The organism is Trichlorobacter ammonificans, from assembly GCF_933509905.1.
In the GTDB taxonomy this organism is placed as follows: Bacteria; Desulfobacterota; Desulfuromonadia; order Geobacterales; family Pseudopelobacteraceae; genus Trichlorobacter; species Trichlorobacter ammonificans.
In genome coordinates this window covers 615,707-633,944 of sequence record NZ_OW150024.1, presented here as the reverse complement: position 1 = coordinate 633,944, position 18,238 = coordinate 615,707, and the positions used below count along the sequence as shown (strand labels likewise).

19 protein-coding genes are annotated in these 18,238 nt (G+C 63.3%); 9 read left to right on the top strand and 10 right to left on the bottom strand.

Going from position 1 to position 18,238, the window contains the following annotated elements:
* Window positions 1–9 precede the first annotated feature (9 nt).
* A complete protein-coding gene (locus RAK07_RS02810; RefSeq protein ID WP_305731334.1) occupies window positions 10–1,293 on the bottom strand; it encodes an O-acetylhomoserine aminocarboxypropyltransferase/cysteine synthase family protein in 1,284 nt (427 codons plus the stop codon).
* 258 nt (window positions 1,294–1,551) lie between these two features.
* Between RAK07_RS02810 and RAK07_RS02805 the strand changes: the two genes are divergently transcribed.
* The 3 genes from RAK07_RS02805 (at window position 1,552) to hisF (ending at window position 6,583) form a co-directional block, all read left to right on the top strand.
* Window positions 1,552–2,838 carry a Glu/Leu/Phe/Val family dehydrogenase gene (locus tag RAK07_RS02805; RefSeq protein WP_305731333.1) on the top strand — a complete coding sequence of 429 codons (1,287 nt, stop codon included), beginning with the start codon at window positions 1,552–1,554 and terminating at the stop codon, window positions 2,836–2,838.
* A 48-nt stretch (window positions 2,839–2,886) separates the two neighbouring features.
* Window positions 2,887–5,631: a PEP/pyruvate-binding domain-containing protein gene (locus tag RAK07_RS02800; protein WP_305731332.1), complete on the top strand. Its 2,745-nt coding sequence runs from the start codon at window positions 2,887–2,889 to the stop codon at window positions 5,629–5,631.
* Between the two features lie 187 nt (window positions 5,632–5,818).
* On the top strand, window positions 5,819–6,583 hold the full coding sequence (hisF, locus tag RAK07_RS02795) for an imidazole glycerol phosphate synthase subunit HisF (RefSeq protein ID WP_305731331.1): 765 nt from the start codon (window positions 5,819–5,821) through the stop codon (window positions 6,581–6,583).
* A gap of 49 nt (window positions 6,584–6,632) precedes the next feature.
* Here the strand turns inward: hisF and RAK07_RS02790 are convergent, their stop codons facing one another.
* The 5 genes from RAK07_RS02790 to RAK07_RS02770 all read right to left on the bottom strand — a co-directional run bounded on the left by RAK07_RS02790 (window position 6,633) and on the right by RAK07_RS02770 (window position 10,845).
* The gene (locus tag RAK07_RS02790) at window positions 6,633–7,727 is read right to left on the bottom strand and encodes a two-component system sensor histidine kinase NtrB (RefSeq protein ID WP_305731330.1); all 1,095 of its coding nucleotides are present in this window, start codon (window positions 7,725–7,727) and stop codon (window positions 6,633–6,635) included.
* A gap of 226 nt (window positions 7,728–7,953) precedes the next feature.
* A complete protein-coding gene (locus RAK07_RS02785) occupies window positions 7,954–8,619 on the bottom strand; it encodes an ABC transporter ATP-binding protein (protein ID WP_305731329.1) in 666 nt (221 codons plus the stop codon).
* Between the two features lie 145 nt (window positions 8,620–8,764).
* A complete protein-coding gene (locus RAK07_RS02780) occupies window positions 8,765–9,925 on the bottom strand; it encodes an ABC transporter permease (RefSeq protein WP_305731328.1) in 1,161 nt (386 codons plus the stop codon).
* On the bottom strand, window positions 9,925–10,377 hold the full coding sequence (locus RAK07_RS02775) for a DUF2318 domain-containing protein (RefSeq protein ID WP_305731327.1): 453 nt from the start codon (window positions 10,375–10,377) through the stop codon (window positions 9,925–9,927). Before RAK07_RS02775 ends, RAK07_RS02780 begins: the two co-directional genes overlap by 1 nt.
* A 39-nt stretch (window positions 10,378–10,416) precedes the next feature.
* Window positions 10,417–10,845, bottom strand: a complete 429-nt coding sequence (locus tag RAK07_RS02770; RefSeq protein WP_305731326.1) for a heavy-metal-associated domain-containing protein — start codon at window positions 10,843–10,845, stop codon at window positions 10,417–10,419.
* A 253-nt stretch (window positions 10,846–11,098) separates the two neighbouring features.
* Between RAK07_RS02770 and cobS the strand changes: the two genes are divergently transcribed.
* The 3 genes from cobS to RAK07_RS02755 all read left to right on the top strand — a co-directional run bounded on the left by cobS (window position 11,099) and on the right by RAK07_RS02755 (window position 12,859).
* A complete protein-coding gene (gene cobS, locus RAK07_RS02765; protein ID WP_305731325.1) occupies window positions 11,099–11,833 on the top strand; it encodes an adenosylcobinamide-GDP ribazoletransferase in 735 nt (244 codons plus the stop codon).
* A 97-nt stretch (window positions 11,834–11,930) separates the two neighbouring features.
* Window positions 11,931–12,212 carry a hypothetical protein gene (locus tag RAK07_RS02760; protein ID WP_305731324.1) on the top strand — a complete coding sequence of 94 codons (282 nt, stop codon included), beginning with the start codon at window positions 11,931–11,933 and terminating at the stop codon, window positions 12,210–12,212.
* A 23-nt stretch (window positions 12,213–12,235) separates the two neighbouring features.
* On the top strand, window positions 12,236–12,859 hold the full coding sequence (locus RAK07_RS02755) for a trimeric intracellular cation channel family protein (protein WP_305731323.1): 624 nt from the start codon (window positions 12,236–12,238) through the stop codon (window positions 12,857–12,859).
* A gap of 57 nt (window positions 12,860–12,916) precedes the next feature.
* Here RAK07_RS02755 and RAK07_RS02750 read toward each other — a convergent pair whose 3' ends face one another.
* Window positions 12,917–13,450 carry a nitroreductase family protein gene (locus RAK07_RS02750; RefSeq protein ID WP_305731322.1) on the bottom strand — a complete coding sequence of 178 codons (534 nt, stop codon included), beginning with the start codon at window positions 13,448–13,450 and terminating at the stop codon, window positions 12,917–12,919.
* Between the two features lie 35 nt (window positions 13,451–13,485).
* Window positions 13,486–14,592, bottom strand: a complete 1,107-nt coding sequence (locus RAK07_RS02745) for a zinc-dependent alcohol dehydrogenase family protein (RefSeq protein ID WP_305731321.1) — start codon at window positions 14,590–14,592, stop codon at window positions 13,486–13,488.
* A 125-nt stretch (window positions 14,593–14,717) separates the two neighbouring features.
* Here RAK07_RS02745 and RAK07_RS02740 point away from each other — a divergent pair, with 125 nt between their 5' ends.
* Complete coding sequence (locus tag RAK07_RS02740) at window positions 14,718–15,407, top strand: TFIIB-type zinc ribbon-containing protein (protein WP_305731320.1); 690 nt, start codon at window positions 14,718–14,720, stop codon at window positions 15,405–15,407.
* Here the strand turns inward: RAK07_RS02740 and RAK07_RS02735 are convergent.
* Window positions 15,354–15,857 carry an SRPBCC family protein gene (locus RAK07_RS02735; protein ID WP_305731319.1) on the bottom strand — a complete coding sequence of 168 codons (504 nt, stop codon included), beginning with the start codon at window positions 15,855–15,857 and terminating at the stop codon, window positions 15,354–15,356. The genes RAK07_RS02740 and RAK07_RS02735 overlap by 54 nt on opposite strands.
* 32 nt (window positions 15,858–15,889) lie before the next feature.
* The gene (locus tag RAK07_RS02730; protein WP_305731318.1) at window positions 15,890–16,261 is read right to left on the bottom strand and encodes a hypothetical protein; all 372 of its coding nucleotides are present in this window, start codon (window positions 16,259–16,261) and stop codon (window positions 15,890–15,892) included.
* A gap of 133 nt (window positions 16,262–16,394) precedes the next feature.
* Between RAK07_RS02730 and nadC the strand changes: the two genes are divergently transcribed.
* Window positions 16,395–17,225: a carboxylating nicotinate-nucleotide diphosphorylase gene (nadC, locus tag RAK07_RS02725; protein ID WP_305731317.1), complete on the top strand. Its 831-nt coding sequence runs from the start codon at window positions 16,395–16,397 to the stop codon at window positions 17,223–17,225.
* Window positions 17,222–18,199 carry a biotin--[acetyl-CoA-carboxylase] ligase gene (locus RAK07_RS02720; RefSeq protein WP_305731316.1) on the top strand — a complete coding sequence of 326 codons (978 nt, stop codon included), beginning with the start codon at window positions 17,222–17,224 and terminating at the stop codon, window positions 18,197–18,199. The genes nadC and RAK07_RS02720 overlap by 4 nt, the downstream gene beginning before the upstream one ends.
* The last annotated feature ends 39 nt before the right edge of the window (window positions 18,200–18,238 follow it).

Sequence of the window (18,238 nt, the reverse complement as noted above, 5' to 3'; positions counted from 1 at the left end):
CCTGCCCCGTCACTGCTGGCTCGCCTTTAATGCCTGATCAATATCCTCGATCAGGTCGCCGGCATCCTCGATGCCGATGGACAGGCGGATCAGGTCCGGCTTGACGCCGCTGGACTCCTGCTGTTCCTCGGAGAGCTGACGGTGGGTGGTGCTGGCCGGGTGCAGCACGCAACTGCGGGCGTCACCCACATGCACCACCAGGGCCACGAGCTTCGTCGATTCCATGAACTTCCGCCCCGCCTCGGCGCCCCCCTTGATGCCGAAGGTCAACACGCCGCTGCACCCTTTGGGCAGGTACCTTTTCGCCCGGTCGTGGGTCGGGTGGCTCTCCAGCCCCGGATAGCAGACCCAGCTCACCAGGGGATGGGTTTCAAGGAATTTCGCCACCGCCAGGGCGTTGTCGCTGTGGCGCTGCATGCGCAGGTGCAGGGTCTCCAGCCCCAGGTTGAACAGGAAGGAGTTAAGCGGCCCCGGCGGAGTCCCCAGGTCGCGCATCAGCTGCACCCGGGCCTTGACGATGTAGGCCAGGGGGCCGAAGGTCTTGACGTACTCCAGGCCGTGGTAGCTGATGTCCGGCTCGGTCAGTTCAGGGAACCGGCCGCAGGTCCAGTCGAAGGTGCCACCGTCCACAATCACCCCGCCCACGCTGGTGGCATGGCCGTCGATGTACTTGGTGGCCGAGTGGATCACGATATGGGCGCCGTGTTCGAAGGGACGGCAGAGATAGGGGGTACCGAAGGTGTTGTCGATGATCAGCGGCGCCTGCATCTCGTTGGCGATGGCGGCGAACTTTTCAAAGTCGAGAACATTGAGGCCGGGGTTGCCGATGGTCTCGGCAAAAAGGCAGCGGGTGTTGGGGCGGAACGCCTTCTTGATCTCCTCGGCCGGCAGCTCCGGGTCCACGAAGGTCACCTCGATCCCCATCTTGGGCAGGGTCACGGCGAACAGGTTGTAGGTGCCGCCGTAGAGGGTGCTGGCGGTGACGATATGCTGGCCGGCCTGACAGATGTTCATGATGGCGAGGGTGGTGGCTGCCTGGCCGGACGAGGTGGCCATGGCCCCCACGCCCCCCTCCATCTGGGCGATCTTGCGCTCGAAGCCGTCGGTGGTGGGGTTGGCCAGACGGGTGTAGAAGAAGCCGGCCGCCTCCAGGTCGAACAGCTTGGTGACGTGCTCGGCGCTGTCGTACTTGAAGGTGGTGCTCTGGATGATGGGGAGAATGCGCGGCTCGCCGGCCTTGGGCTCCCAGCCTCCCTGCACGGCAACGGTGTCGATCTTCCAGTTCGGGTTCATGTGAAGCTCCTTTACGGGGGTATGATGTGTGTCACGGCAACGAGTATGTTTCCGGGAAATACGGCGGCATGCCATCGGGCATCCCGGCAGACTGCACGATAGCCCCGACGAATAGAGGCAATCTGCCCGCGCAAGCTGTGGTGATTTTTTAAGTTGTCAGAACGGGTCCAGGTTCGTATTCTGGCAAGCCTGTGGCACCCATCGCATGACAGTACTGAATACCCGCAAAAAATACAACCAGGCAAAGGAACCGATCGCATGACGCACAGCTCGTATAATCCGTACAAAATCGCCCAATATCAGTTTGACAAGGTGGCTGACCTCCTGGAGCTCGACGACGGCGTCAGGCAGTTGCTCAGGCAGCCGATGCGCGAATATCACTTTTCCATTCCGGTACGCATGGATGACGGCACCGTACGGGTGTTCAACGGTTTTCGCGTACAGCACAACGACGCGCGGGGTCCGGCAAAAGGCGGCATCCGCTTCCATCCCATGGAGACCGTAGATACGGTGCGCGCGCTTTCCATGTGGATGACCTGGAAATGCGCCGTGGTGGATATTCCGCTGGGGGGCGGCAAGGGTGGGGTCATCTGCGACCCGCACCAGTTGAGTATGCGCGAGCAGGAGCAGATCTGTCGAGGCTGGGTCCGGCAGATCGCAAAAAATATCGGCCCCTGGAGCGATGTGCCTGCTCCGGACGTGATGACGGACGGTCAGCACATGCTGTGGATGCTGGATGAATTCGAGACGATCCATGGAGGCCGTTTCCCCGGATTCATTACCGGCAAGCCGCTGGGCAACGGCGGATCACAGGGGCGTACCGAAGCCACGGGGTATGGTGTGGTGTATGTCCTGGTCACGGCGCTCGATGAAATGGGGATTGCCCTCGACAAGACCACGGCCAGCATCCAGGGGTTCGGCAATGTCGCGCAACATGCGGCCCGGCTCTACACCCAGCTTGGCGGCAAGGTACTCGCCATATCCTGCTGGGACCAGAACGACATGACCAGCTACACCTATCGCAAAAAGAGCGGGGTCAATGTTATTGAACTGCAGGACATTGCCGACAAGTTCGGCACTATCGACAAGAAACGGGCCGCTGACCTGGGCTATGAACTGTTGCCGGGTGACGCCTGGCTGGAGCAGGATGTGGACATCCTGATCCCGGCGGCGCTGGAAAGCCAGATACATCGCGACAATGTGGAAAATATCGCGCCCGGTGTAAAAGTGGTTGCCGAGGGGGCCAACGGGCCGACAACACCGGAGGCCGACGAGGTGCTGCACCAGCGGAACATCCTCACCCTGCCCGACTTTCTCACCAATGCCGGCGGCGTCACCTGCAGCTATTTTGAACAGGTACAGTGCAACACCAATTATTTCTGGGATAAAAACGAGGTGCTTCAGAAGCTGGAGAAATACATGACCTCGGCGTACATTGCCGTGGGTGACGTTGCGCGGCGGCAGAAGATCAGCATGCGTGACGCGGCATACGTGATTGCCATCAATCGTGTGGCAAAGGCTGTCCAGGCCCGTGGCTGGGCATGATTCCGGTCTCCCGCAGCCGGCGTTCCCCGCTCAACGGACCTGAACCCCATGCAGACTGACCAACAGCCTCCTGAACTGATACAGACCCTGCTCGAACGGGAACGGGAGTTGAACTGCCTGTACCGGATCGAGGAGCTGCTGGCCAGACGCAGCTGCACGCTTGAGGGGCTTCTGCACGACGTCATCGCGGCCGTCCCCTCAGGCTGGCGTTTTCCGGAGCGCTGCCAGGCCCGCATCGTCTATGACGGGGTGGTGTACGCACCACCCCATTTCAAGCCGACCCCCTGGTCCGAGTCCGCTCCCATACCGGCAGGAGAGCGGGAGGCGGGCTCCCTGGAAGTTTCCTACACAACCGAGGTGCTCCCGTCACCCGAAGGTATTTTTCTCGAAAAAGAAAGCAAGCTGCTCCGCACCATTGCCGACCGGATCGGCCAGACCCTGCTGCAGCGCACCCTGGAGAAACAACTCGGCGAGCAGCAGGCGGCACCCCCCGAATGGCCGGCGCTGGTTGACGCGCTGCGCCGCACCGACGAACGGCTCTACATCTACTGCTCCCGCAAAATGCTCTACCTGTTGTGCCGGAGCGACATCACCGAGGCTCGCCAGTTTCTTGACTCGTTTGCCGTCACCTTTGCCGCCCACCATCCGGAAACCGCTTCAGAGGTTAATTACCCGAGCCGTCAACAGCCCCGCAACGACATCCTTGAGATGAGCGAGCAGGTGTTCGCCCTTGCCGCGCGCCACCTGACCGACGCAGAGATTCTTTCCTCGCTGCACCGCTGGATTCAGGAAAACAGACTGAGCTTCCTGATCAAGACCATTGATTCTCCAACCGTATCGCTGGACAAGATCATCGATGTCATCCTGCGCTATCGCGCCCAGATCGGCGACGGCACCGTCCTTGAGCAATCAACCGAAAAGTGGCTCCGGGTATCGCTGATCCGCCGTTTCTTTTCCGACAGCATCGATTTCATCAATTTCGCAAAGCATCACCTGCGGGTATCGGATTTTTTCGACCTGGTAACCCGGATCATCTACCCTGCCGAAAGCAACGGCCGGCTGGGGGGGAAAAGCACCGGGCTCTTCGTTGCCTGGCGCATTCTGGCGCGGGCCGCGGAGAAGGAAGAACTGCTTGCCGACATCCGCATACCCAAAACCTGGTATCTGACCGCCGACTGCCTGACATCGTTCCTGCACCACAACGACCTGGAGGATGTCAGTGAGCTGAAGTACAAGGATATCGAGCAAATCCGCTTCGAATATCCCAACATCATCCAGTTGTTCAAGCACGCCCGCTTTCCTGCCGACGTGTACCGGGGCCTGTCCCATGCACTGGATGACTTCGGCGAACGCCCGATCATCGTGCGCAGTTCCAGCCTGCTGGAGGACCGTGCCGGCACCGCTTTTTCGGGCAAATACAAAAGCCTGTTCCTGCACAACCAGGGGGACAAGCGCACCAGGCTGCATGCCCTGCTCGATGCCATCGCCGAAATTTACGCATCGGTGTTCGGACCGGACCCGATCGCCTACCGTGCCGAGCGCGGACTGCTCGATTTTCGCGAAGAGATGGGCATCCTGATCCAGGAGGTGGTGGGGAGGCGCGTCGGCCCCTATCATCTGCCGCTGTTTGCCGGGGTGGCGTTAAGCTCCAATGAATTTCGCTGGTCGCCGCGCTTGCGGCGCGACGACGGCCTGTGCCGGCTGGTTCCCGGCCTCGGCACGCGGGCCGTTGACCGCATCAGCAACGACTATCCCTTGCTGCTGTCCCCCGGCCAGCCGGGCCTGCGGGTGAACGTTACCCCTAACGAAATACGTCGCTATTCGCCGACCCGGGTTGACCTGATCAATCTGCAGGAGCGGGTCTTTGAGACGGTTGCACTTGAGCAGCTCCTCCAGGAGCACGGACGCGACATCCCCCATCTGTCCAAGCTGGTGTCAGCGTACCGCGACGGCCAGATCTGCCATCTGCCGACCTTCGAACTCCAGCTGAACGACGACGAGCTGGTCGCCACCTTTGAAGGGCTGGTGAAGCGTACCCCGTTCGTCAGGCAGATCAGGGCAATCATGCAGACCCTGCGGGAAGCGATGGGCATGCCGGTAGAGATAGAGTTCGCCAATGACGGCGATCATCTCTACCTGCTGCAGTGTCGGCCGCAATGCCTTGAGAGCGATACGGCGCCCGGCGACCTGCGGCATGACATCCCGGAATGCGACCTGCTCTTTACGGCACACCGCTTCATCTCAAACGGGCGCGTTCCGGAGATCACGCATATCGTCTACGTGCCGCCGGAACAGTACGCGGCTCAGTCCAGCCTGGAGACGATGCTTGACATCGGACGGGCGGTGGGCCTCCTGAACACCCGATTGCCCAGGCGCCGCTTCATCCTGATGGGACCGGGCCGCTGGGGCAGCAGGGGCGACATCAAACAGGGGGTTCATGTCTCCTACGCCGATATCTGCAACACGGCCGTACTGATCGAGATCGCCTACCGTGCCGGCGCCCACGAGCCGGACCTTTCCTTTGGCACGCATTTTTTCCAGGACATGGTGGAGGCCGGTATCCGGTACATCCCCCTCTACCCGGAGGATCACGGCAACCTTTTCAACCGGCAGTTCCTGACGGAGTCGCCGAACCGGTTGACAGCGCTGGCGCCGGAGTACGCCCACCTGTCCGACGTGTTGCGGGTGATCGACGTGCCGCGGGAACGTTGCGGAAACATACTGAAAATAGTGATGGACGCCGACCAGGTAATGGCGGCGGGCTATTTTATAAAACCATCGGACAACGGATGACCCGCCTTGCGGGGAGGCAAAAGGTTTAGCAGGCTATTGAAAAACCCAGGTTGTTCAAAAATAGTCAGATCGTCGCAACCGTAAAAAGCCCCACGGAGGCCTAGCAGCGCTACGCCGCGCACGCGGGCTTTTGAAGACGGCGGCGAGATGGCTGTTTTTCAACAACCTGTTAAGGAAAGGAGAATCTATGTCAGTGGTGAAGATCATGCCCTGCCTCGACATGAAGAACGGGCGCATCGTCAAGGGGGTTCATTTTGAAAACCTGCGGGATGCCGGCGACCCGGTGGAGAACGCCCGCTATTATCAAAGCGAAGGGGCCGATGAACTGGCCATGCTGGACATCGCCGCAACCCTTGAAAACCGGAAAACCCGCCTCGAATGGGTGTGGAATGTGGCGTCCGTCATTTCGATCCCCCTGACGGTGGGCGGCGGCATTGCCGGCATGGAGGATATCCGGATGACCCTTGATGCCGGCGCCGCAAAGGTCTCCATGAACAGTGCCGCGGTCAGCGATCCTGGGCTGGTGGAAAACGCTGCCCGCGAATTCGGTGCCGACCGGATCACCGTGGCGATCGATGCGCGCAGAAACAGCGCCATGCCCTCCGGCTTCGAACTCGTGGTCTCCGGCGGCACCAGGCCGGTCGGCAGGGATGCCGTGGAGTGGGCTCGCCGCTGCCAGGAACTGGGCGCGGGCGTCATCCTGCCGACCAGCATGGATGGCGACGGCACGCAGGCAGGGTATGATCTCGCATTCACCCGGGCGATCGCCGATGCGGTCACCCTGCCGGTCATCGCCTCAGGGGGCGCCGGCACCCTGGAACATTTCTACGAAGGGGTGGTGCAGGGCGGGGCGCAGATCCTGCTGGCGGCCTCGGTGTTCCATTTCAGAACCTTGCGCATCAGGGAGGTCAAGGACTATCTCCGCAGCCGGGGCGTTGCGGTAAGCTTGTAACGGCACGGGCACCCTCGGGTAGCGTAGCGGACAGGGCAAAACCTGCCCGCTACGCTACCTCTTCCGGCTCCGGCAACCGTACCACCACCGTCGTTCCCTGTCCCGCCTCGCTCTCCACCGCCAGGGTGCCACCGTGGGCCTCGATGATCTTGCGGGTCACCGCCAGCCCCAGGCCGGTGCCGTCCTGCTTGGTGGTGAAAAACGGCTCGAAGATTCGCTCCAGTGCCTCCGGCGGGATACCGGGGCCGGTGTCGCTGAAGCACACCTCACGCCCATTGTCGGCGATGGCGATGGTGACGTTCCCCCCCGGCGGAGTGGCTTGCAGGGCGTTGATGACGACATTCAGGAAGGCCTGGCGTAGCTTGTCGCCGTCGGCCAGCACCGTAGCGCTATCCCCGCCGGGCAGCAGGGCCAGCGCCACCTGCCGCTTGCGGGCCTCACCGACGGTCAGGGTGATGATGGTCTCCAGCTCTTCCCGCAGACGGCACGGTTTCAGGTCCGTGGGCCGTGAGCGGGCCATGCGCAGAAACTCCTCCACCACCCGGTTTAACCGCTCGGTTTCCCGGATCTGCATATCGAGAAATTCATACTTGGCATCGCCGGGGCGGTAGTCGTCCCGCAGGATTTCGGCACTGCCCCGCAGCGAAGCCAGGGGATTGCGCACCTCGTGGGCCAGCACCGCCGCCATCTCCCCCAGGGTGGACAAGCGCTCGGCCCGGCGCAACTGTTCCTCAATGGCAATGATCCGCTCCGACTGTTCCTCCAGCTTACGATAGGAATGCTCCAGCCCTTGCGCCGTTTTCCGCAGTTCCTCCGCCCGCTCCTGCTCCCGCTGGGCCAGGAGGCCGGTGACTGCACCCACCACGTTGTAGAGCAGGATTTCCAGGTATTTTTCCATCTCAACCGTCAGGGTGCCGCCCCACTGGAAGAGGATATGGGGAGCATAGACGATGCTGACGACGAGGGAACAGACCAGCCCGCCCCGCAGCCCGAACCAGAGGGCTGCGAAGATGATCGGCAGGTAGTAGAGACGCTGGAAGACGTCGTGCAGGTAATGGAGATGCAGCGGTGTGACGTAGTGAACGAGGCTGATGCCGAGGATGGCCAGGGCAAGCAGGAGGATGCGGACGCGTGACGGTTTCATGATTCCCTTATACCGCACGGCTGCACGATTTACCAATTCCAGATCATTTATTGTTTCGGCGACAAAATATTCAAATTCTGTTGTAGGGGCGCTGCTTGCCGCGCCCTGATTGTGGGCGGAGCAAGCGCCGCCCCTACGATTCGTACATTTAACCACCGGAGCACCAGATGGCTTCGAGAAGCCGATGACGAGCCAACGCAGGAGGGGCTTTGACAGGGAGGCGGTATTACACCACCCTGCCGTCCTTCAGCTGAATGGTGCGGTCGGCATACCTGCCGTTGTCCGGGTTGTGGGTGACCATGACGATGGTCTGGCCTGCGTCGTTCAGCTCCCGGAACAGGGCCATCACCCCGTCGCTGGTGGCCGAGTCCAGGTTGCCGGTGGGCTCGTCAGCCAGCAGAATGCCGGGGTTGTTGACGATGGCCCGGGCAATGGCCACCCGCTCCTGCTCGCCGCCGGAAAGCTGGTTGGGCAGCCGGTCCAGCTTGCCCCCCAGCCCCACCCGCTCCAGCGCCGCGGCAGCCGCGGCCCGTTTGTCCGCCGACTTCATGCTCACGATGGCCAGGGGGAGCATCACGTTCTCGGCGGCGGTGAGGTAGGGAATCAGGTGGAAGGACTGGAAAACGAACCCCAGGTTCTGCGCCCGGAAGTCGGCCAGCTTCTCCCCCGCCAGTTCGTACAGCTTCACCCCGGCCATCTCCACCTCGCCGGAAGTGGGATGGTTCATCCCCCCCAGCACCGACAGCAGGGTGCTCTTGCCGGAACCGGACTGCCCCATGATGGTGATGAACTCTCCCTCGGCGATCTCGATATCCACGCCGCGCAGCGCTTCTACGACATCATCACCGCTTGTGTACCGCTTTTTCAGATTTTCAATTTTTATCAACGACATATTGATTACCGTGCTTTCCTTTGTTTCGGCGTTCACGTGTGCGCTGGGCCACGGAAGGTGAGAGGCGCCGCAACGGCGTCGCAGCGCTACGCCGCACGGGCGTGCCGCAAAATCTGACGCCGGGATAGCGGAAACCGGCGCGCCGTCATAGTGCCCGCAGCGCTTCCGTCGGGTCCATTTTACTCGCATGCAGCGCCGGATAGAGACTGGCCACAAGCCCGGTCACCAGCGCCAGGGTGATGGCACCGGCGCCGATCCACCAGTCCTTTACCAGCACGGCGTTGGCGCTTTCCGCCATGTAGGGGAGCGCCAGCCCGGCGCTGCCCATCCCCAGGGCGTAGCCCAGCAGGCCGGCCAGCAGGCTGACCAGGGCCGCTTCCAGCAGGATGATCCGCATGATGTGCGCTTTTCTGAAGCCGATGGCCCGGAAGACGCCGATTTCCACGGTCCGCTCGTTGACGCTTCCCATCATGGTGACGAAGACGATCAGCGAGCCGATGAACAGCACCACCGTGGCCATGGCGTAGGAGAAGCGCTTGAACTGGTCCAGGGCCTTGAGGCGGCTCTCCACCACCTGCTGGATGGCGGTTACCTTGGCGTCCGGCAGCTTTTCCGCGATCTGCAGCACCATGTCGCCGATGGGGCAGCCGTGGCAGAGGGCCGCCACCTCCACCAGGGTGATCTTCCCTTCCTTGCCCAGCAGCTTCTGGGCCTTGCGCAGGGTGGCGAAGATGAGGGCGTCGTCCTGGGAGCCGGTCTGGTCCAGGACGCCGCTGACGGTGAAGGTCTCTCCCTTCAGGGTCAGGCTGTCTCCCGGTCCCAGGTGCAGCGTTTTCGCGGCATCGCTTCCCAGCAGCAGCTCCTGGGGCGTCTTTGGCGCTTCACCGAAGATCTGCCACCACTGCTTCATCTTCAGCTCGTTCTCGAAATCGACCCCCACCAGCAGCACGTTGTGGCTCCCCACCGTGATCCCCCCCAGCACCTTGGGGGCCACCGAGGAGAGGTTCGCCTTGTTTTTGATGGTGCGAATGGCGGCCAACTGTTCCTCATGGATTTCAGACTGGTCGAAGGTAACCCCTCCCAGGCTGATGCCGCCGTAGGTCATGGAAAGCCCGTTGCTGCGGGGGGTGATCAGGATGTTGGCGCCGAACTCATCCATCTTGCGCTCGATGTCGCCGGACATGGAACGGGTGAGGGTGATCAGGGTGACCACGGTGGCGATCCCCACCATCAGGCCGATGGTCAGGAAGGCCATCCGCGCCTTGCGCCGCTTCAGGTTATTCAGGGAAATGGTATGCAGCTTCATCAGAAGTACCGAGCCCCCTGTTGCAGGTCATCAGCCTTGATGACAATAGTGCCGCCGCTGGTGACGCTGGGCAGGTGGGAGGGGTTGCAGCCCCCCACGGCGTGGGGACCGATCCGGTTGGTGGCAAAGCGCATGTTGCAGTTCTTGCAGACCATCTTGTCCCCGTGCTGCTCATACCCCTTTTTCTCGCGGAAGCAGGCGTCGCAGGCGTCGAAGGCGGTACGGAAGGTGCCGTCCGCTGCCTTGACGATGAAGAAGCTGATCTCCTTGCCGCCATCGCTGTATTTGAAATAGCGGGCCTTGCCGTCGTTCACCTTGGCGGTGGGGATGGAGACCGCGCCGTTCACCACCTTTACCTTTTCGTACTTGCCGAAGGAAAAGGCCGAGGCACCGATAACCGTGGCCGCGACCACCACGAATGCCACAACTGCCGCTGTTACTGATCTGAACATTGCTTGCTCCTTACCGGGATGTTGAACGGCTACCACGTATCACTGTTGCTGCTGTGCAGCGGGACCACCACCGGAGCAGCAGCCGCAGCCGCCCCCGGCGCGGGCCATCCGGCCGATATCCCTGCCGGTCATCTGCCGGAACTGCTCCGGTGTCAACACCTGCTGCACCGTGCTGCCGTAGCCGGTTTTGCTCACCCGCTCGGCCAGATGCTGCGGCGTGGTGTCGGCAGCGTCGAAGCCCACGATCACGTAACCGCCCCCCAGGTCCACCTCGGTGTGGGTGACCCCTTTCACCGCCTTCAGAGCGCCGGTAATTTTTTCGGAGCAGCTGCCGCAGGTCATACCGCTGGTTTTCAGCACCGCCACGGCGCTGGCGGCACTGGCGGTGGTAACGTGGAACGACAGGTAAATCAGCCAGGCCACCACGGCACAGGCGATCATAGCGGTAATCAGTTTGTTGCTGTTCATGGTCGGACGTTCCTTTGTGGGTAATTCGCTGGTTATGCATGGGGTACAGTGCTGCGTGACCGTCATGATAACTACAAGAGCTGTGCCAACCTTCCCCGCGCCGTGCCGCAGCCTGTAAATTCAGGCAGTTCTAGAGGTGGGCTCACCGAAGCGCCCCCCTCGCGGGCATGAAACTGAAGAATATTCTACATGACAGCGGCATATTCCACAGGGCACTTGACGAAGCCGCGGCATTGACGCACACTGCCCGACCATGGGCCATTACCTGACTGCACTGCGCTTCCTGACCATCCTGCCGCTACCGGCCGGCTCCCGTTTCGAATCGGGCGACTTGGGGCGCTCCACCGCCTGGTTCCCGCTTGCCGGCCTGACGCTCGGCGCTCTGCTGTTGCTGGCGGATCAGGTACTGTCTCCCCTCTTTCCGCGCCATCTGACGGATGCTCTGCTGATCGCCCTACTGGCGGTTCTGACCGGTGCCCTGCACCTGGACGGTCTGGCCGATGTCTGCGACGGCTTGGCGGCCCGGGGGAGCACGGAGCGGTTTCTGGCGGTGATGAAGGATTCACGGGTAGGGGCCGTGGGGGTGGTGGGACTGGTGACCGGCATCGGGCTGAAATATGCCGCCCTGCTGGCGGTGTCCGCCGGCATGCGCTGGCAGGCCCTGCTGCTGGTTCCAGCCCTGGCCCGCTTCAGCATGGTGCTGGTCATGGCCGGTGCCGCCAGCGCCCGCCACGACGGTCTGGGGGCAGCCTTTGTCGCCGGTATCGGTCGGACGCAGCTGCTGCTGGCAAGCTTTACCGTGCTGCCGCTCTGCTGGTTCATCGCCGGTCCGCGGGGGATGGTTGCCCTGCTCGTGGTCTGTTTGTGGGGCACGGCGGTTCGTGGATATTTCAGTCAACGGCTGGGAGGCATCACCGGCGACATCGTCGGCTTCGGCGGCGAGACCGCCGAGGTCGCCTGCCTGCTCTGTCTGGCGGCAGCTTTTTGATTTCGGTCATGGCGCGGCCCGCACATTTCGGCAAAAGTTCGTGATGGACGGGAGCCTGCGCTTGCCGTTACCTGACACCAACAAAGGAGTACCAACCATGGGACAGTGTGGATGCGGCCACGCCGCCGGAGCAGGGCCGTTTGCTGAAGGAAGGGAACTGGTTGAATTCGTGGCTGCGGCCCACGGCGGCAGCCTGAGAACACGGGAGATTCCCGGCGGCGGCCTGCCCACCGCCTGCCAGGGATGCGGCAGCGGCTTTACCCTGACCACCTTTGTGGCCAGTTGTCCCGCCTGCGGCGGCGTCCACGCCGTCTCGCCCCCCCGCTGCGACGATCCGGCCAACATCCAGTTTGCCGGCGCCGGCTTCCGGCTCTCCTGAACCATCAGCGGAAAGACGAATCCATGACCCTGCTTTACGCCCTCGATCTGCTCGGCACCGCTGCTTTTGCCGCCTCCGGCGCCCTGGCCGGCATTCGTCGCAACATGGATATCTTCGGCGTGCTGGTGCTGGGGCTGGTAACCGCCACCGGCGGCGGCACCGTGCGTGACCTGCTGCTGGGGGATACGCCGCCGTTCATTTTCAAGGATGAAACCTACCTGTACCTCTCGCTGGCGGTCTCCCTGGCGGTGTTTCTGTTCCACCGCCGCCTTGACCGCATGCTTCATCCGCTCACCTATTTCGACGCTGTGGGGCTGGGGACCTTCGTGGTGATCGGCACCGGCAAGGGGCTGGAGTTCAACCTCGGCTTCGTCGGCTCCGTGATGATGGGGGTCATGACCGCCACTGCCGGCGGCATGGTTCGCGACCTGCTCTCCGCCCGGGTGCCGATGGTGCTGCAGAAAGAGGTCTACGCTTCCGCCTGTCTGATCGGCGGTGCCCTGCTCTATCTGCTGCACCGCCATACCAGCCTGCCCCACGCCTGGAGTCTGTTGCTGTCGGCCGGCACCGTCATCGTGCTGCGCCTGCTGGCGGTGCGCTACAACTGGTCGCTGCCGCGAGCCGCAGGCAGCGACCCCACCCCCTGAAACCCGGGGGAACCGGCGACCACCGGCTCCCCCGGGTTTCAACTCCTCTGCTGAGAGCTATTCCCCGACCCTACCATAGTTATTATGGCGTATTTTGTCGTATTCAAGCTCCTCAGCGGCTAACGGCTCGCGCTTTTCCGCCGGATGGCCGATGCCGATGATCGCCGCCACCCGGATATGCTCCGGCAGCCCCAGCAACTTCTGAACGAACTGCTCGGCCGTGGTCTCGCCGTCGTGACGGCGCAACCGGATCTGAGCCCAGCAACTGCCCAGTCCCAGGGAGAGGGCAGTCATCTGCAGCAGAATAGCGGCAATGGAGCAGTCCTCCACCCAGACGTCCGATTTGGTCTCATCGCCGCAGATCACCACGGCCAGGGCCGCCCCTTTCAGAAACCCGGAACCGCTCTGCTTGGCTCCGGCCAGGGATACCAGCAGGGCCGGATCATCCACCAGCACGAACTCCCAGGGATTGATGTTGCGGGATGACGGCGCCCGCAGCAGGGCTTCCATCAGCAGGTCGCGGCTCTGCCGGTCCAGCGGCTCGCCGGTAAAACTGCGGATACTGCGTCGTTTACGGATAAGATCAATCACGAACGTCCTCCTCGTCTAGCAGGTTGTTGAAAAACTCAAGACTGTTCAAAAACAGTCAGCTCGTCGCACCCGGAGGAAGCCCCGCGGCGGCGAGATGGCTGTTTTTGAGCAGCCTCCTGGATGTCGTCGATCACCAGTACCGCCGCCCCTTCGAGTCGCCCCTCCCGTAACGCCGCCAGTGCTTCGTTGGCCTGGGCCAGCGAAAAGCGGGTCACTTCGCTCCGGACCGGCACGGTGGGGGCCAAGTTCAGGAACTCCTCGCCGTCCCGGCGGGTCAGGTTCGCCACCGACAGCAGGGAGCGCTCCCCCCAGAGCAGGTCGTAGGAAAACGACGGGATCGGGCTCATGTGGATGCCGCCGCAGACCACCACACCTCCCTTGCGCACCGCCCGCAGGGCCGCCGGCACCAACTCGCCGGCCGGTGCGAAGATGAGGGCGGCATCCAGTTCTTCCGGGGGAGATTCGAAGCTGCCACCGGCCCAGCAGGCCCCCATGCGGCGGGCAAAGGCCTGGCCCACGGCGTCGCCGGGACGGGTGAAGGCAAAGACCCGCCGCCGCTGCCAGACTGCCACCTGGGTCACGATATGGGCGGCAGCGCCGAACCCGTAAATACCCAGCCGTTCCCCGTTGCCCGCCAGCCGCAGCGAGCGGTAGCCGATCAGCCCGGCGCAGAGCAGGGGAGCAGCCTGCAGGTCCGGGTAGCCTTCGGGCAGGGGAAAGCAGAAGCGGGCGTCGGCGACGCAGTATTCGGCAAAACCGCCGTCCACCCGGTACCCGGTGAAGACAGCTCGGTCGCAGAGGTTCTCCCGACCGGCACGACAGTGCTCACAACTGCCGCAGGTGCCGCCCAGCCAGGGGACGCCGACCCGCTGGCCGACGGCGGACCGGTCCACGCCGCTCCCCGCAGCGACCACCCGGCCGACGATCTGGTGTCCCGGCACCAGCGGCAGTTTCGGTTCGGTCAGTTCACCGTCCACCACATGCAGGTCGGTCCGGCAGATACCGCAGGCCGTCACCCGCAGCAGCAGTTGCCCGGCTGCCGGTCGCGGCACCGGCAGAGAGGCCGCTATCAGCGGCCTGCCCGGAGCTTCCAGCACCATGGCCCGCATGGTCGCCGCTTTCTCGTTATCTTCCGGATTCATGGACCTTTATCTATACCATCGATGCCGGGGCATGCAAGGAGAGAAGGGCAGCCCCCCTTTCCGCTCCCGTTGCTTTACGCTATACTTTCCCCGGTTCGCAGACTCTGCACTGAAAGGTCCGGTCCATGGCGCGCTGTTCAAACTGCAATGCCCCCCTTCCCCCCGGCTCACTCATCTGTGCCTACTGCAACAATCGTAACGACATCGATCTGCGGGGAATTCACTACTACACCACCCACGAAAGCGACACACCGCGCACCTGCCCCCGTTGCACCATCCGCCTGAAGCACCTCGACCTGAAACTGCACGGCCGTTTTCTGATCGACCGCTGCGAGCAGTGCCTCGGCCTCTTCTTCGATCCCGGCGAACTGGACGCCCTGCTGGAGGCGATGGTCGGCAACGTCTTCGACATCGACCATGTCGGACTGGCGCTGATCAACGAACAGCGCTCTCCCGACCGCTACCCGGTCTCTTATCTCAAATGTCCGGCCTGCTCCCAGGTTATGCACCGGGTCAACTTCGGCGCCAGAAGCGGCGTCATCGTCGATCGCTGCAAGGCCCACGGCATCTGGCTGGATGGCGGGGAGCTGCGCCAGCTGCTGGAGTGGATGAAGTTGGGAGGAAGGCTGCTGGAACGGGAACACCAGGAACGAAAACGTGCGGAGGCAGTGCAGCGGGAACGGGAACAACACCGGGAATTGCGGGGCATCGACAGCGATACGACGTGGTCCTTCGACAGCTTCAGTGAACCGCTGCGCCATTCAGCACCGGATCTTTTCGACCTCATTCTCAAGGCGTTCCGCCTGTTCCGCTGACCCGAACCGCGCCGCCAGGGCCGCCCGCCGCCAGGCAAAAATGGCTTCAAGTCGCGCCTGCACCAATGGCGCGGCCAGGAGTCCCAACGGTCCCAGCGGCAGGGCATAGTGCACCAGGTCCGTCATTTCGGTGCCTGCCGGCACCGGCCGGAACAGATGCTGGTGATGCCAGAAGCGGTACGGCCCCAGACGCTGTTCGTCCACGAAGAAGAACGGTTCCTCCAGGTGGGTGATTTCGGTCACCCGGGTGACCGGCAGGCCGGCAAAGGGGGTCACGGTATAGGAGACGATCATGCCGGCGTACATCCGTTCCGGCAATGGCGAGGTGATCCGGAAGCCGAGGTCCGGCGGCGTGATCAGGGGCAGGTTGGCCGGGTTGACGAAAAATGCCCAGGCATCCTCGGCCGGGACCGGCAGAAGCTGCCGCCGCTGAAGACTGAACAGTTTCATTACTCTCCTCGTTGACTGAGTTGTTCCGAAGGTCAGTCCAGGTCCTTGGGGCGTACGGTCCAGACCTTGATATCCTGCTCCCTGGCCACGGAACGCAGCCGTTTCAGAAATCGCTCATCCCCGCTGTCACGCATGATGACCAGCACCCCCGGCTTGCGGCCGGTCTGCCGGGCGTAGTAGAGCCCCTGCCCGATCGCCTCGGCCCATTTGGGGGCATACTCCACCTCGACGGCGTACTCCCTGGTCAGACAGTCCACCCGCGTACCGTCGGACAGCCGGTGTTCGAGGGTTCCCCCCTGCCGCTTGCACCACCAGAGCTGGTAGTCCTTCTCGTGCAACGGCCCGTGGGCACAGCCGGCGAGAACGATGGACACCAGCAGGGATACCAGATGGCGGACGCGCATGATGCTGCTCTATATCCGCCGGAACAGGCGGAATGTCAAGACACTCCGCCGCTGCCACACCCTGCGGAACTGTTGCGGCTGCCGTCGGCACCGTGCTATATAAAAGGCCAGCTTCTGTTTCGGAAAGGCCATCATGCTTACCCTTGACAACATCATCCGTAGCGCCCTTCACGAGGATATCCATACCGGCGACCTGACCACCCAGGCGGTGGTCACCGGTCCCCGTCCGGTCACCGCGCGACTTTTGGCCAAGGAAGCGATGACGGTGGCCGGCCTTGCCGTTGCCGCCCGCGTCTTCACCCTGCTGGACGGCGCCGTCGGCTTCGAGCCGCTCTGCCGGGATGGTGAGCGGATCGCAGCAGGAACCGTCATCGCCCGGATCAGCGGTGACGCCTCGTCGCTGCTGCAGGGGGAGCGGGTAGCCTTGAACCTGCTGCAGCGAATGTCCGGCATCGCCACCCTGACGGCACGGTACGTTCAGGCGGTGGCCGGCACCACGGCCCGCATCGTGGATACCCGCAAGACCACTCCCGGCCTGCGGGTGCTGGAAAAGTACGCTGTCCGGGTGGGGGGCGGCATCAACCACCGCACCGGCCTCTACGACGGCATCCTGATCAAGGAGAACCACATCGCCGCAGCCGGCGGCATCACCGAAGCGATCCGCCGTGCCCGCGCCTACATCCCCCATACGCTCAAGATCGAAATCGAGACCGAGACCGTTCCCCAGGTGGAAGAGGCCCTGGCTGCCGGGGCCGACATCATCATGCTGGACAACATGGACTGCGCCACCATGCGCCACTGCGTCCACCTGATCGCGGGGCGGGCGCTGGTGGAGGCCTCCGGCGGCGTCAACCTGGAGACGGTGCGGGCCATCGCCGAAACCGGGGTGGATATCATCTCCGTCGGGGCGCTCACCCACTCCCCCCGGGCCATGGATATCTCGATGCTGCTGGACGGTGCATGAACGACCGGACCTGCGCCATCCTGCGTCTGCTGCGGGAAAGCAACGACTACCTTTCCGGCAGTCGCCTGAGCCGGGAACTGGGCATCACCCGCGCCGCAGTCTGGAAGCAGATTGCCGTGCTGCGCGAGGAGGGCCACCGCATTGAGGCGACCCCCTCCAGGGGCTATCGCCTCCTTTCCTCCCCCGACCTGCTGGACGAGCCCTCCTTGCGCTCCCTGCTCCCTACCGGCTGCCTGGTGGGCCGACGTCTGGTCTGTGCCGCCGCCACTTCATCAACCAACAGCGACGCCTTCCGCCTGGCGGAAGAGGGGGCGCCAGAAGGGACCGTGGTGCTGGCCGACAGCCAAAGCGGCGGCAAGGGGCGCCTGGGGCGTCGCTGGGAATCGCCGGCCGGGGTCAACCTCTACTGCTCGGTGATCCTGCGCCCTCCCCTACTCCCCCATGAGGCATCCCAACTGACGTTTTTGTCCGCCGTGGCCGTGGCCCGGACGATCGAGGCGGTCACCGGCCTGCATCCCGGCATCAAGTGGCCCAATGACCTGCTGCTGGGGGAACGGAAGGTGGCCGGCCTGCTGAACGAGATGAGCGCCGAAACCGACCGGGTAGGGTTCGTGATCCTGGGAATCGGCGTGAATATCAACATGCAGGCCCACCAGTTTCCGGACGGCCTGCGGCACCCCGCCACCTCGCTGTTGCTGGCGTCCGGCACAACCGTCAGCAGGTCCGTCTTTACGGTGCGCCTCTTTCAGGAGTTGGCCGCCGGGTACGAACGGTTTCTGCGGGAAGGCTTCGACCCGGTGCGGGAGGAGTGGGCCGGCCGCTCCACGGCCTTTGGCCGTGAGGTGGCCGTGGATACCGGCGCCGGCATCCTGCGGGGTCCCTTCAGCGGTATCGATCGGGACGGGGCGCTCCTGCTGCAACGTCCCGACGGCAGCCTGGAGCGGGTGTTGAGCGGTGACGTGACGGTTTATTGATCCTATGTTCCCCCGGTAACGACAAAGGCGCCCGTCAGT